Below are 14,105 nucleotides of genomic sequence, written 5' to 3'. Positions count from 1 at the left end.
CGAACAGCTTATCAATTAGCTGCGATAATGGCTGCCACAGCGATATCAACAATACCACCAACGATAATAGCTTCGGTTGGCGTTGGTTGAGACATGCTAAATTTATTTCTGGGACCAACTTGTTTGATATTCGCCTGCGCGTGAAGCTGTCTAAGTAACTGTTTGGCATTCAAGGCGCGCTTACCTTTGTGCGTTCCAGCTCTCTTCAATCCAAGGAATTTCGCCTTTATGTAATGGCCAGAACCCTTCTGTGTCCTTTTATGGTCAAGCAGTACAAAATGAGAGTACCCTTCGTCCAACGCAGCTTCAGCAGCATAATAGTTAATTGCCATGCTGAACTCTCTCAGAGGAGCTTCTGACCAGCCTGTCACCCGAAACTGAGGAGCTTTTCTGGTATTCAGATATAACTGAGCGCCATAAGTGTTGACTGTAACATTCGGCTGATAACCATGAGGCTTTGTCGCAACACAACCTGAAATAAGCAGAGCGATCAAAGGAAACAAAAGAATGCGCATTATTAACCCCTAAAAAACAAGGATATCGTGCTAGTTTGAGGTTAAATATCCCTAAATGTAGCTTTGCTTAACTTAAACTTTTAGTTGAAATATAAAAAGCCCGACGCGTCTGCACCGGGCTCTTCAATCTTATAAAATCTAGTCAGCTTACTGGCAGAGGCTCTTGCCAACGCAATTCAGGTCTTCGCAAGCTTCTTTCAGGCGTTCAACAATGCCCAGCTCACCTTCACGCAGCCATTTGCGTGGGTCGTAAGCCTTCTTCGTTGGAGCACCAGTTTCCGGGTCGATCTGGTATTTGAAAGCATTTGCGTTTGCTTCCACATACGCACCAACCTTTTCAGAGAAGGCGAACTGTGTGTCGGTGTCGATGTTCATTTTGAACACGCCGTAGTTCAGGCTCTCTGTGATCTTGGACTTTTCAGAACCGGATCCACCGTGGAACACAAGCGCCAGCGGGTTTGCACCAAGGCTGTGAGTTTCGCTGACCAGCTTCTGGCTTTCACGCAGAATTTCAGGGCGCAGCTTCACGTTGCCCGGCTTGTAAACGCCGTGCACGTTACCGAAGGACGCAGCAACGGAGAAATGGCCAAGCGGGTTCAGACGGTCATAAGCCTGCAGAACGTCTTCAGGCTGGGTGTAGAGCTTCGGATTGTCTGCACCGATGTCATCATCAGAGCCGATACCGTCTTCTTCGCCACCAGTCACGCCCAGCTCAATCTCAAGGCTCATTTCCAGCGGAGCCATCATCTTCAGCAGGCGTTCGCTTTCAGACAGGTTAAACTCGATGTCTTCTGCAGAAAGATCCAGCATGTGAGAGGAGAACAGTGGCTTGCCATTTGCCTTGTAGAATGCCTCACCGTGTTTGATGAGCTCTTCCAGCCAAGGGATCAGGCTCTTGTCTGCATGGTCGGTGTGCAACACAACGCCAACACCGTAATACTCTGCCAGAAGGTGCACGTGCTGAGCTGCAGCAACTGCCCCAAGCACTTTTGCCTGGAAGCTGTCCTTGATGCCTTTACCGGCATAGAACTGCGCACCACCGTTGGAGAGCTGAACGATAATATCTGTATTGTTTGCAGCTGCTGCTTCAAGAACTGCGTTGATGGAGTCCGTTCCAACAACGTTGACCGCAGGCAAGGCGAACTTACCTTCGCGGCATGCTTCAATCAGGGTTTTATAGTCTTCACCAAAGATGACGCCCGGCTTGAGCTTTCCCATTTTTATAGGCTCCTGTGTAACAGCAGATAGGAGAGACAAAGTGCCTCACACTGTGAACTGGCAACAAAGCCGGACCATGGCCTTGGCCAGTTGCCGCGCACACTACTCAGCAATACGCAGAACTACAACATTTGTAAGGGCATTCTGAGGAATTTAATGGATTTAAGAGGCAAATCACTGGCCTTAAGCAGTAATTCCCGTCATGCAGAATTTGTGTTTTTCACAAGCAGCACCGGGAACCACAATCCCTGCGCAAGGTTCGGTGACGACCTAGGGAATCAGAGGATGGACTGACCTGCCATCACACGAGCACTCAAGCCAATCGGCATGGACTGAGTATCACCTGCCAGAACCTCCAAAACCGGCCTGAGCTCAATGGCAGACCCATAGCGGCGTAAATGCGTGGAAAGCTCCATCAGGAGCGCCAGATCTGTCGAGACAAGCGTGCCAGCTCCACAGGAGCGCACCGCATGTAGCAAACCGCTCAGATCACCTGGACCCAGTTCAGGGGAGATCGTTCCCTCTGGAGCGCCTTTGACCTGGGAAGCGCAGATCTGCGGCAGGTCAACAACGCCCACTTGCTCCATCTGACCCAGCAGAGTGCGGGAAGCCACCTGACTGCCAAACAGATTTGGCGCGTCTGACACATCCAGAAACGCGACCTTTCCTGCAAAGCCTTGCAAGCTCTGCCCAAACTCTGGCGCAGCCAGCAACAGATCAGAGACTTCAAAACACTTACGCGTAAACTTGGCGGTGATCTTCGTGAGTTCTTCAGACTGCTCAGAAAGCAGCGGCGCGTAGGCCCGTTCAAACACCTTGGCACAAAAAGGAGAAAGCACAGCCACATAGTCGTAATGACCAAACTGAGAAATCACCTCCTTCGCCAAATCCCGTGCATCATCAAGTTCATTAGAACGAAGCGACACAAGCCCGCAACAACTCTGAATGCTGGGCGCTTCAACCTCATAACCGGCTCTTTCCAGCAAATGAACTGCAGCTTTTATGAGAGACGGGCGAAAGAGATTGGTAGTGCAGGAAACAAACAATCCGACCCGGGCATCCTTCTTGTATTTGGGGCGTCTTGGTCGGGCCATAAGAGGAGAAGTCCTGCTGTTTCTGAGCAATGCATAAATGAAATCGCTAGAACCTGCCTGCCACAATTCAAAGGGGACTTCAATGCATAAAAGGATTGCTCAGGTTTGAGGAAACCACCCTAAATTTACTATCAGCAGTATGGCACGTCGGGTAAGTTCAAAGGCCACAATTTAGCATCAGCAATTTCAATTATTCATTATGTGAAGGCATCTGAATGGTCCTCCAGTCGAACTCTAAGCTTATCTTTGAAGATAATTTTGATGGTCCTGCTCTCGATATAAACAAATGGTTGCCCAACTACCTCCCTCACTGGAGCTCCTTGGAGTTATCTGCGGCGAGTTATGAGATAAGGGACAAAAAGCTTCGTTTGTTCATCTCTGAAAATCAGCAATGCTGGTCGCCAGAATTTGATGGAAAAAACAAGGTATCGGGAATCCAGACTGGGCATTTCGCAGGCCCCCTCAATAGCCCTCATGGGCAACACAGGTTCCGTGATGGGCTAACTGTAAAGTCTGAGGTTCCTGAAATGCAGTTGTTCTTACCGCAATATTGTAGGCTGGACATACGTGTTCGTGCAAAATTAAAACCATGGAATTTAGCAGCGCTTTGGCTGATCGGTTTTGAAGATCAGCCCGATCATTCTGGAGAAATTACGGTTTTTGAGATTTTTGGCAGGAGTGCGACTGCAAATGAAGCTCAAGTCGGGCGTGGAATAAAACGTATTAACGATCCTCTCCTCAAAGATGAATTTGACGACAGCATTTTACCCTTGGATGTTACTGACTGGCACGTCTATTCGATGGACTGGTCTCCAAGTCAGATTGATTTCTTCGCTGATGGCGAACTGGTTACAACAACCTCTCAATCTCCAAATTATCCGATGCAGCTCATGTTGAACTTTTATGAGTTCCCTCACAGTGGCCCAAAGACACCAGAACAAGATGCCTGGATGGAAGTAGACTTCATTCGATGCTTTGCGCAATCAGAATAATATCCACGCTTTTGATCTTGATAGGAGGTAGATAGCGCCTCGGCTAAGTGGAATTACTTTATCAGATGTCGGGTACGGAGCTTAAAGTATACATTTTGTGCCTATGTGCATTTTCTGTGCGTACTTGCTAAGAAAAAACTAATGGTTATCTTCCGGTCAGAACATCACTTAAAATAAGAAACTGGAAAATGAGCATGAACCTGAAAGACGTCGCGCTGAGCCGCTATTCCACAAAGGAATTTGATCCATCAAAGCAGATTTCCGCAGAGCAGTTTGATCATATTAAATCCCTGCTTCGCTTCAGCCCATCAAGTGTGAACTCACAACCTTGGCACTTTATCATTGCAGACACCCCAGAAGGACGTGAGCGCGTTTCAAAGGGTACGCAGGGCATGTTCTCCTTCAACAACGGTAAGGTGCTCAACTCCTCCCACGTCGTCGTCTTTTGCGTCAGAACGGACATCTCTGATGAGTATCTGGACCGTTTGCTGGAAGCAGAAGAACAAGACAAACGCTTCGCTGACCCAGCTGTAAAAGAGACAGTCAAAGCAGGCCGTGCCACCTTTGTAGGTATTCACCGTGACCAGCTCAAAGACGCTGACCATTGGATGGAAAAACAGGTCTACCTCAATATGGGAACCATTCTTCTGGGCGCAGGCGCGCTGGGCATTGATGCTGTGCCGATTGAGGGCGTAGACGTTGACGCGCTTAACGAAGAGTTTGGCCTTCAGGAAAAAGGCTACCGCGCAGTTGCTCTGATTGCCCTCGGCCACCGTCACGAAAGCGACTTCAACGCCGCCCTCCCAAAATCCCGCCTCCCGGAAGGCGAAATCTTCACAGAACTGGCTTAATCAGCTCTGTATTTAACGCCAAAAAAGGGGTGCTTCATGCATCCCTTTTTACATGAAATGACCGAGTTTTATTCTGCAATTGGACTGTACTAAACTACAATCAAAAGCAGGTGCACAAAGTTACCTCAATTGCCTGCCATCAAAAGATGAGGGAATCGAAAAACATATATATTTAGAAAGAGTTGAATGATGATCAGACCGTATCGGGACGCGGACCTTCCAGCTGTACTAGATATTTACGCGAAGTCCAAACTTGATGAGTTTGCCTATGAAGATAAGCAGTTTGAATTACTCCCGCTTGATCAGGACCGCAAGCGGTACACGAGTCTAATCACGTCGCAAATCTCAGTTTATGACGAAGAGAGAATACTGGCTTATGCAGCTCAGGATGGAGCTGATCTCAGGTCATTGTTCGTCCACCCGCAAGGCAGAGGCAAGGGCATCGGTAGAACGCTCATGCAACACATGCTGGAGAGGGCTGAGGGGGAGGCAACTCTCTATGTCGCTAAATCCAACCTGCCGGCCAAGCGGCTCTATGAGCAATTTGGTTTTGTCATTACCAGCGAGTTTCTGACTGATTACAACGGCATCCCGATCCTTGCAAACAAGATGGTGCGCAAGGCAGAGGTCTGAACGCACGCCAATAAAAAAGGGCCGCAGAACTGCGACCCCCGATCTTTAGAATCTCTGGAATCCAATTATTTCTTGGAGCCGTCTTTATTGAACTGAGCGAGGTACGCGATAACGTCCTGACGCTGCTTTTCTTTCTTAAGACCAGCGAAAGCCATCTTACCTTTCGGGATAACTTTCTTCGGTTTTGTAAGGTATGCGTCAAGAGTAGCTTCGTCCCAAGCTTTACCTTCTTCTTTACCTGCCAGAAGAGGCTTGGAATACTTGTAGCCTTCGACTTCACCCCAGCCTGTGCCAACGATACCGTTGAGCTGTGGACCTACCTTGTTCTTGGCTTTTTCACCAACAGCATGACAAGCCTTACATTTTTTGAAAACTTTTGCGCCCTTAGCAACATCGCCTTCAGCGAATGCCGCACCGGAACTCAACAGCAATGCAAGCGCTGCAACGACGCCAAACTGCTTCATATTTTATCCTTCCCACTATATCCTAAGAGATAACCGCGAATAGAGAACAACATAGTCTAACTCATGGGGTAGTTCCCACAGATTCGACGTTACCTTCGTATATATTGTTACGGCATATTGTCGCGGACGGAATTGATCATAAGCATAAACGACTGAAAATAACTTGCTTTGAGTCAAACTCACTAAAATCTGAAGCTGTTGTTTTGTGGGCGACAATAGACTTAATGCGGCTTTTATCTTTGCAAAAATTATGAGAGTCTCATCTATTATATTCAGTAAGTACGGTTGGGTTGGTGGCTTGGAAATATAGTTTCAAATTACAACTCAGGAGGGAGGCCTGATGGCAGCGATCGCGATGCCAAAACCGTCACAGGAAACACTAAAAAAGCGCTCCAAAATCGTCGCTGATTTGCAAAAAATCGTGCGTGGAGAAGGTGTTATCTGCGATGAGATCGAGATGCGTCCCTATGAGACGGATGCCTTGACGGCATACCGCCAGCTGCCGCTTGTGGTGGTCTTGCCTGAGACCGTAGATCAGGTCTCGCAAGTGCTCAAGTACTGCTATGACAATGATGTAAAAGTGGTGCCTCGTGGTGCCGGAACTTCCCTATCTGGCGGTGCATTGCCGTTGGAAGACGGCGTTTTGCTGTCCATGATGAAATTTAATCGGATTTTGGAAATAGATCTGGAAAACCGGGCCGTTGTGACCCAGCCGGGTGTAACCAACCTGGGGATTACGACGGCTGTACAGCAGGATGGCTTCTATTATGCTCCTGATCCGTCCTCCCAAATCGCCTGTTCCATTGGCGGTAATATCGCTGAAAACTCAGGCGGCGTGCACTCCCTCAAATACGGTTTGACCACCAACAACCTGTTGGGACTGGAAATTGTCCTTATCACCGGAGAGGTGATCCGCCTCGGCGGCAAACATCTGGATTCTGAGGCCTACGACTTGATGGCCCTGCTCACAGGCTCCGAAGGATTGCTCGCAGTTGTCACTGAAGTCACTGTCCGCGTTCTACAAAAACCGGAAACAGCCCGTGCAGCACTCATCGGCTTCCCAACCTCAGAGGAAGCTGGCAAGTGCGTGGCTGAAATCATCGGAGCGGGTATCATCCCCGGTGGCATGGAGCTCATGGACAAGCTCGCAATTGATGCTGCCGAGGACTTCGTACATGCCGGATATCCGTTGGATGTTGACGCCCTCATGATCGTGGAACTGGACGGCCCTGAAGCTGAAGTCGATGATTTGCTTAAGCGCGTCAGCGCAATTGCAGAAAAGAACGGCTCATCTTACTTGCGCGTCTCTCAGTCAGAAGAAGAACGCAATACATTCTGGGCAGGGCGTAAGGCTGCCTTCCCGGCGGTAGGCCGCATCTCGCCTGACTATTTGTGCATGGATGGCACCATTCCGCGCGCAGCTCTGCCACAAGTCCTGCAGGAAATGCAGGAGCTGAGCGAAAAACACGGATTACGTGTCGCTAACGTGTTTCACGCAGGTGATGGAAACTTGCATCCACTCATCCTTTATGACGCCAACAAACCGGGCGAACTGGCCGCAGCAGAAGCCTTTGGCGCAGACATCCTGCGTCTTTGCGTAAAAGTAGGCGGCGTCCTCACAGGGGAACATGGTGTCGGCATTGAGAAACGCGATCTCATGCCGGAAATGTACTCTGAGGATGACCTGAAACAGCAGCAACGCGTGAAGTGTGCGTTTGATGAAAAGCAGCTTCTCAATCCGGGCAAGATGTTCCCGGTCCTGCACCGTTGTGCAGAACTCGGCTTTATGCACGTTCATCAGGGCCAACTGCCATTCCCGGATATTCCACGCTTTTAGAGCGTGATCCTAAGACAAGAGAACAGGACGAAACCATGGGAGAGGGTTTCCACCCAACAACAGCTGATGAGCTGGAGGCGGTCGTCAAATGGGCCTCCGCCGAGCGAACACCGCTGGAAGTAATCGGAAGCGGCTCCAAGTGCAACTGGGGTAGGGCGGTGCAGTCCGCGCATACTTTGCGCGTTGACGGCATCTCCGGCGTGATCGACTATGAGCCGGCAGAACTTGTGCTCACTGTGAAGGCAGGCACGCCACTGACTGACGTTCAGACCCTCTTGAAGGAGCACAATCAGGAACTCCCCTTTGAACCAGCAGACCTAAGTGCAGTTCTGGGTGGCCCAAATCAGGCAGGCACCATTGGTGGTGTGCTGGCAACAAACCTGTCTGGTCCGCGCCGTCTGAAGGCTGGCGCAGCACGCGACCATGTACTTGGTCTGGAAGCTGTTTCTGGCCGTGGTGAGATCTTCAAGGCAGGCGGACGTGTGGTGAAAAACGTGACGGGTTATGATCTGTCCCGGGGCTTCTGCTCCTCATGGGGCACTCTTGCTGTTGCCACAAGTTTCTCCATCAAAGTTCTCCCACGAGCAGCCAAAGAATGCACCTTCGTATTGTTGGGCCTGACCCCGCAAGAAGCATCCAGTGCCATGTCAGAAGCTATGGGGTCTTCCGCAGAGGTTTCCTCCGCAGCTCATCTGCCCAAAGGTTTCTGCCCACTCTCACAAGAACACTCCATCACTTTGCTCAGATTGGAAGGCATCCCAGTTTCCATCGACTACCGCTTGAACAAACTGCGCAGCATCCTGAAGCGCTTTCCATCACAAGAGCTCATCGAAGGTCAGGCCTCCCGCAAAACATGGGGTGATCTACGTGACCTCATTCCGTTCGCCGGAAGTGACAAGCCGCTCTGGAAGCTCTCAGTAAGCCCGACTGCTGGTCAACAGATGATTGCCGAGCTGGAAAAGCGCTTTGCAATCCGCTGGATGATGGACTGGGCAGGTGGCCTGGTCTGGGTGGAGATGCAAGGTGAAGAGCCTCACGATGTCCCGCTCCGCCGGCTTATAGCTGAAAACGGTGGTGGTCACGCTACGCTCCTGCGCGCAAGTGCTGAGCTGCGTACGAGCGTGGATGTGTTCCAGCCCTTGCCGGAGACATTAATGGGGCTTTCTAAGCGCTTGAAAGCTCAGTTTGATCCGCACAACATACTCAACCCGGGCCGAATGTACGCGGGGATCTAGGTCATGCAAACCAACTTTACACCAGAGCAACTCAAAGACAGCGCCACAGCAGTTTCCGAACAGATCCTGCGCAAATGCGTGCACTGCGGATTTTGTACCGCAACGTGCCCAACCTTCGCGCTGCTGGGAGATGAGCTGGACAGTCCACGTGGCCGCATCTACCTCATCAAAGAGATGCTGGAAAATGACCGTCCTGCGGATGCCAAAACGGTCAAGCATATCGACCGCTGCCTGTCTTGTTTGTCTTGCATGACCACATGCCCTTCGGGTGTGAACTACATGCATCTTGTAGATCACGCTCGCATTCATATTGAACGCACCTACAAGCGTCCGTTGCAAGACCGGATGCTCAGAGCCGTGCTACAGGCCATTCTGCCCAAACCGGGCCGTTTCCGCCTGGCCATCGCAGCCGCCTTCTATGGTCGTCCACTTGCTGGGCTCATGAAGAAATGCGGCGGTACGCTTGCAAAACTGGGTACCCTTCTGGCGCTGGCTCCAACCAAATCTGCAATGCCCTCCCAGTTCGCAGGACAGGAAACCGTTGCCCCGAAAGTGCAGAAGAAGGGCCGCGTCGCCATCCTGAAAGGTTGCGCACAAAGTGTCCTTGCCCCGTCCATCAACGATGCAGCGACCCGCTTACTTACCCGCATCGGCTATGAAGTGGTCTTCCCGAAAGGTGAGGGCTGTTGTGGTGCGCTCGTTCATCATATGGGCAAGGAAGAAGCCTCTAACGAACAGGCCAAAGCCAACATTGATGCATGGGTGAGAGAGATGGATGGTGAGGGGCTCGATGCCGTCATCATCACCGCGTCAGGCTGTGGGACCACCATCAAAGATTATGGCTTCATGCTGCGCGATGACCCGCAATATGCGGCGAAAGCTCAACAAATCTCACAGATGTCCAAGGATATTGTTGAGTTTCTGATTGAGCAGGACTTAGGCGAAGCACAGCTGCACGAAGAGCTGACCATCGCCTACCACTCTGCCTGCTCCATGCAGCATGGCCAAAAGATCACCTGGCAACCGAAGAAGCTGCTGCAAAATGCTGGCTTTACAGTCAAAGAACCTTTGGAAGGTCACCTCTGCTGTGGCTCGGCTGGTACTTACAACATCATGCAACCCAAAATTGCCACTGCTCTGCGAGATCGCAAAGTTGGCAATCTGGAAGCTACCCAGCCAGACCTTGTCGCCACCGGCAACATCGGCTGCATCACCCAAATCTCCAGCGGCACCCAAATCCCGGTCATCCATAGCATCGAGCTTCTGGATTGGGCCTATGGCGGTCCAAAGCCGATGCTGCTGGATAAGGCGTAAGTATGCTGCTTTACACAAATCCCTCTCAAACAAGATTGAGAGGGATTCGGAGGTTATACGCCGCCTCCACGACGCATAACATTCTCCTGATGAGCTTTCTCATCATCAGCATATTGCTTCCGAATATGTGAGAGATCGCCGACAGGTGTATTAGGGTTTGCTGGGTTTGTTGGCTTAAGCTCAACGAGAACTGGGTTCGGCTTGTGATTAAGCATTGCACCGGTATAAGCGTCCACGCCTACACCAATCACACCTCCGATCAGGGCATTGCCCGCCATGGCTGCTGCGCCGCTTCCCGCAACTTCAGTGGTGACATGTACTTTCTGCGTTTTATAACCTTCTTTGGAAACGGTGACGTTGAACTTTTCTTTGCGTGAAACCTTGAGTGTACAAGGCGAGGAACTGCAGGTCATCCCTATGTCCGTCGAGATCTGTGCATCCTCTGGAGAGGTATAGATTTTGACTTTTTCACTCATACCGCGTGTGACACTGGCACAGCCTGAAAGGACAAAACCTGCTGAAATAAATGACGCAATCAAAAATGTAGTCTTCATCTCAAAATTCCCGCCTGAGAAAACTGAACCGATACCCTCGGCATCGTGGGGGACATGCAACGGTGAAAAATTTGATTCCCAATGCATTTATGAGTTTGATTTTGTGCCTTTCGCAGCTTCAGGCAATTCCTGAAAATGAATATGTTAAACTGATGGTTTTAGGGGTAAAAATCTATTGAGTTCAAACCCACCCTCAATCTCGTGGATTAATTGCAGAACGGCTCAAACACTGACAGTCTAAAACCCAAAAGTTGCGTGAGCTTAATTGAGATCGACATCCAAAATGCAGTCGTACTGCTGTTCATCCAAACGCAGACTAATTGGTTGGGGTGAGGAGTGAGCTACATGATGCCTTCTGCCATTTACTCAGCGAGAATATGCTCATCGGAGTGAATTATGCAGCTGACTTTGCCGCCAAGTTCACCTTCTATTTGTCGTAGCTCCGCTGCAATTTCTGGTGGGATCTGATCTTCGTCAATCGTTGAAGGCGGAACAGCGATGACTTGGGTATGCCAATCTCCGGCAAACACCAAGCCAGTCTCATGCGCAAGCAACAACAAGCTCAGTATACTGGCGAAACAGCCAAGCAGGATGGCTGCAAGCGTATACCGGTTGAGTGATGGTCCTTGATCTTTCAGGCAGTCCTCCAGAACACCGCGGATCTGGGTGATGTCTTCAGAGTTCAAAGGCTCATCCAACAGCTCAATGGGTGAGCGTTCCTCGCTCGTGTGTTGTGAGGGAGAAGTGTTGCTCTCTTCATCAGCCCCGTCAACAACGGGTCGTAGACACTCAAATACAGGTACATAGCCCATGTCTGGCAACCGGATCTGCATGTGATGCACATCAGGGTGTGCGTCGTTGTAACCACGCAGAAGAGACCGCAAGCGCGAGATGTTGACTCGCACAATCGGGTTTTCACGCGGATTAAACCCTTCAGGCAAATTGAAGACCCTCTGTCCGATAACTTGCTCTTTGAGGTCTTCTTCCTGTTTGGAGAGTTTACGCTCGACGAGAAATGTCAGGAGGGCGGTTAGTTTGGGGCTTCGCCTGAAGTTGGGGCTGGACAATATACTGGAAAGAGTTGCAACCACTTCGTCTTTGCTGATGACTAGTCCATTCTTCTTGGCACACATACGCGGCACTCCCAAAACACACAGATGTGGTCTGGGGGAAAAAGTCCCTCAATCAGATGGTCAGCAACGGCACATTCTCATAATAAGTCTGTTTAAAGACAGACCTTTATTTTTTTTGATGCTTTGCCTTGAGCTGGGGTACGGCAAGCAACTTGAAGTTGTTGTCTTATCATAGTTTCCTGTACCCAAGATTGCAACAAACCTGCATGCCTAGCGCACATAGACCTTTGCGCCAACTGGAACCATATTATATAGCTCCGCCACATCTTCGTTTCTCATACGAATGCAACCAGAAGAAACAGCTTGGCCAATCGTCCATGGCTCATTTGATCCATGAATGCGATAGAGTGTGGAGCCAAGGTAAAGTGCCCGCGCGCCCAATGGGTTACGCGGTCCACCCGGCATGTAACGGGGCAGGCTTGGTTGTCTTTTCAGCATCTCTGCAGGTGGCCGCCAGTCTGGCCACTCCCGCTTAAGGGTAACTTTGTGGACGCCAGCCCATTCAAAACCAGGACGGCCAACACCCACGCCATAGCGGCGGGCTTTGCCGTTGCTTTGCACCAGGTAAAGATATCGTGATGTCGTATCGATCACGACAGATCCCGGTGAATAGGAGGTGTTGTAGCTGACTGTTGTCGGCAAGAACTGTTTCGGAATACGGCGATCATACCGCTTTGATGTTGTCCGTGATCGCCTTGCTTGTTTTTTAGAGCTGCGAAGGTTCTGAACCGCCTTGGCTTGAGACCGTGGGATTTGCACAACCCATGGATTTGCAAGATCAGGGCTGAGGACAAGCGGAGGTGCAGAGGCTCGCGGCTTGTATTCTGCCTGAGCAGCAGAACTAAACGCACAGACCAAGCCACCCACGCTGAATAAAGTAACAAGCCAGTTTGATCTGCTCTTTGCCGATGCCTCAAACATTCCACACTCCTCTGGACCTTGCCAATGACCCGATGTCCTCGGAAAACTAGGAGTTGCAGCTCTAGTAACTGTTAAAATTAGCAATGTAATTTATGCTAGTTCAAACTAAGGTTAACCAATTGTTACTGAGCTATGCGGCCAATCGGCGGAATTATCTTTAAAAATCAATGCTGATAAATCTAAGGTAATAATTAACACTCTAAGAAGTAAGTGGGTAGTGACCGGCGTGTAGGAGTGCGAATCGTACCCATCATACATATGGGTGCATGGGCGCGTCTTGCGGCCGGGATTGCTGTTTAAAATCTGTAATTGAGAGCTTGTCTTCGTAAGCCTGTGCCAGTTTGCGAAGGAATGGCGGAAAACAAAAGAGGGCGCATCGCCGGACAGGAGTAGCGACGGTGTGGCCTTTAATAGGAAGCGTATTTGCTTCATGAGTTCGGGGTTGGGATGTCAGTTGTAAGAAAAACCTTTCGTGCAGAGGCTCAGTTCGGAGTGCGCAGCGTACGCACCGAAGTAAGCACTCCGATTCAGGACAATGGTGAAGAGTTGCGTCACCAGCAGGTTATGGAAGAAATTGCCAGCCTGAAAGAGCTGGTGGGATCTCCCTCGACCGACCCACAAGAACTGTCCCGGCGCGTCGCGGAAGAATTGCGTGAGGAAATCGGTGAGGCCGCAAAGCTTAAAGGCGAGCTGGATGCGATTTATCAAGCCATTGCTGAAACCAAGAGTGAAATTGCTGCTCTTCACAGCAAGGCAAGCGTTGATAATGACGAACGTGGCCGTGTGACATTGGAGCTTGGCGCTATTGTGTCAGGAACCGAAGGCGCGACCGAGCAAATCCTGACCGCAGCTGAAGTCATCGACCAAAGTGCGGCAACCGTTATGCCAATGGTTCCAAGTGAGCACGAAGGCCTTGTAACCGACATTCATGAGCAGGTGGTGTCGATCTTTGAAGCCTGTAACTTCCAGGATCTGACCGGCCAGCGCATCAGCAAGGTGGTGAACACCTTGTCATTCGTTGAAGAGCGCATCATCCGTATGATTGAGATTTGGGGCGGTATTGAAAGCTTCAAGGAGATCAGTGATCGCATTTCCTCTGAGAAAGAAGGCGACGATTCTGCACTGCTTCATGGCCCGGCTCTGGATGTGGAAGCTGGTACCGTGACACAGGATGACATTGACGCTTTGTTCGATTGATCTTTTCTAAAAGAGACATGCAGATGGCTTGCTATTTTGGCAAGCCAATGCTTTATAAGAGAACATAACATAAACATTTTGAGTGAGTTGTTGAGGGTGAGTAACAGTTGCCCAACAAGAACCCGCAGAGACAATTGACCATGAAGG

At 50.3% G+C, this 14,105-nt stretch carries 14 protein-coding genes; 7 read left to right on the top strand and 7 right to left on the bottom strand.

All coding sequences use genetic code 11. The features are described from left to right. Window positions 1–11: 11 nt before the first annotated feature. The 3 genes from DHN43_RS05170 to DHN43_RS05160 all read right to left on the bottom strand — a co-directional run bounded on the left by DHN43_RS05170 (window position 12) and on the right by DHN43_RS05160 (window position 2,827). A complete protein-coding gene (locus DHN43_RS05170) occupies window positions 12–515 on the bottom strand; it encodes a hypothetical protein (RefSeq protein ID WP_108817912.1) in 504 nt (167 codons plus the stop codon). Window positions 516–662: 147 nt separating this feature from the next. Then, window positions 663–1,733 (bottom strand): class II fructose-bisphosphate aldolase, encoded by a 1,071-nt coding sequence (gene fbaA, locus DHN43_RS05165; RefSeq protein ID WP_108817911.1) that lies wholly within the window; start codon window positions 1,731–1,733, stop codon window positions 663–665. Window positions 1,734–2,011: 278 nt separating this feature from the next. Continuing rightward, window positions 2,012–2,827: a (Fe-S)-binding protein gene (locus DHN43_RS05160; protein ID WP_063293686.1), complete on the bottom strand. Its 816-nt coding sequence runs from the start codon at window positions 2,825–2,827 to the stop codon at window positions 2,012–2,014. 215 nt (window positions 2,828–3,042) lie between these two features. Here DHN43_RS05160 and DHN43_RS05155 point away from each other — a divergent pair, with 215 nt between their 5' ends. The 3 genes from DHN43_RS05155 (at window position 3,043) to DHN43_RS05145 (ending at window position 5,303) form a co-directional block, all read left to right on the top strand. Beyond that, on the top strand, window positions 3,043–3,819 hold the full coding sequence (locus DHN43_RS05155) for a glycoside hydrolase family 16 protein (RefSeq protein ID WP_108817910.1): 777 nt from the start codon (window positions 3,043–3,045) through the stop codon (window positions 3,817–3,819). A gap of 194 nt (window positions 3,820–4,013) precedes the next feature. Continuing rightward, a complete protein-coding gene (gene nfsB / locus DHN43_RS05150; protein ID WP_063293838.1) occupies window positions 4,014–4,670 on the top strand; it encodes an oxygen-insensitive NAD(P)H nitroreductase in 657 nt (218 codons plus the stop codon). A gap of 189 nt (window positions 4,671–4,859) precedes the next feature. After that, window positions 4,860–5,303: a GNAT family N-acetyltransferase gene (locus DHN43_RS05145; RefSeq protein ID WP_208994827.1), complete on the top strand. Its 444-nt coding sequence runs from the start codon at window positions 4,860–4,862 to the stop codon at window positions 5,301–5,303. Window positions 5,304–5,368: 65 nt separating this feature from the next. Here the strand turns inward: DHN43_RS05145 and DHN43_RS05140 are convergent, their stop codons facing one another. Continuing rightward, on the bottom strand, window positions 5,369–5,767 hold the full coding sequence (locus DHN43_RS05140) for a c-type cytochrome (RefSeq protein ID WP_108817908.1): 399 nt from the start codon (window positions 5,765–5,767) through the stop codon (window positions 5,369–5,371). 340 nt (window positions 5,768–6,107) lie between these two features. On the opposite strand from DHN43_RS05140, the gene DHN43_RS05135 reads away from it, so the two are divergent. The 3 genes from DHN43_RS05135 to glcF are packed head-to-tail and all read left to right on the top strand — an operon-like array spanning window position 6,108 to window position 10,153. After that, entirely contained in the window at window positions 6,108–7,604 is a 1,497-nt protein-coding gene (locus DHN43_RS05135) for an FAD-linked oxidase C-terminal domain-containing protein (RefSeq protein WP_108817907.1), read from the top strand. Between the two features lie 35 nt (window positions 7,605–7,639). After that, window positions 7,640–8,839 carry a glycolate oxidase subunit GlcE gene (gene glcE, locus DHN43_RS05130; protein ID WP_108817906.1) on the top strand — a complete coding sequence of 400 codons (1,200 nt, stop codon included), beginning with the start codon at window positions 7,640–7,642 and terminating at the stop codon, window positions 8,837–8,839. Between the two features lie 3 nt (window positions 8,840–8,842). Next, complete coding sequence (glcF, locus tag DHN43_RS05125) at window positions 8,843–10,153, top strand: glycolate oxidase subunit GlcF (protein ID WP_108817905.1); 1,311 nt, start codon at window positions 8,843–8,845, stop codon at window positions 10,151–10,153. A 53-nt stretch (window positions 10,154–10,206) separates the two neighbouring features. On the opposite strand, the gene DHN43_RS05120 is transcribed toward glcF, so the two are convergent. From DHN43_RS05120 to DHN43_RS05110, 3 genes are all read right to left on the bottom strand, one after another. Continuing rightward, the gene (locus DHN43_RS05120) at window positions 10,207–10,707 is read right to left on the bottom strand and encodes a PEGA domain-containing protein (RefSeq protein ID WP_108818014.1); all 501 of its coding nucleotides are present in this window, start codon (window positions 10,705–10,707) and stop codon (window positions 10,207–10,209) included. A 362-nt stretch (window positions 10,708–11,069) separates the two neighbouring features. Then, window positions 11,070–11,840, bottom strand: coding sequence for an adenylate cyclase (locus tag DHN43_RS05115; protein WP_108817904.1), 771 nt, complete (start codon window positions 11,838–11,840; stop codon window positions 11,070–11,072). A gap of 210 nt (window positions 11,841–12,050) precedes the next feature. After that, on the bottom strand, window positions 12,051–12,761 hold the full coding sequence (locus tag DHN43_RS05110; RefSeq protein WP_108817903.1) for a L,D-transpeptidase: 711 nt from the start codon (window positions 12,759–12,761) through the stop codon (window positions 12,051–12,053). 447 nt (window positions 12,762–13,208) lie between these two features. Here DHN43_RS05110 and DHN43_RS05105 point away from each other — a divergent pair, with 447 nt between their 5' ends. Further along, window positions 13,209–13,958 (top strand): protein phosphatase CheZ, encoded by a 750-nt coding sequence (locus tag DHN43_RS05105; protein ID WP_208994826.1) that lies wholly within the window; start codon window positions 13,209–13,211, stop codon window positions 13,956–13,958. The last annotated feature ends 147 nt before the right edge of the window (window positions 13,959–14,105 follow it).

It is taken from the genome of Pseudovibrio sp. Alg231-02 (genome assembly GCF_900143565.1).
In the GTDB taxonomy this organism is placed as follows: Bacteria; Pseudomonadota; Alphaproteobacteria; order Rhizobiales; family Stappiaceae; genus Pseudovibrio.
This window is presented reverse-complemented; position numbering and strand designations above follow the sequence as displayed.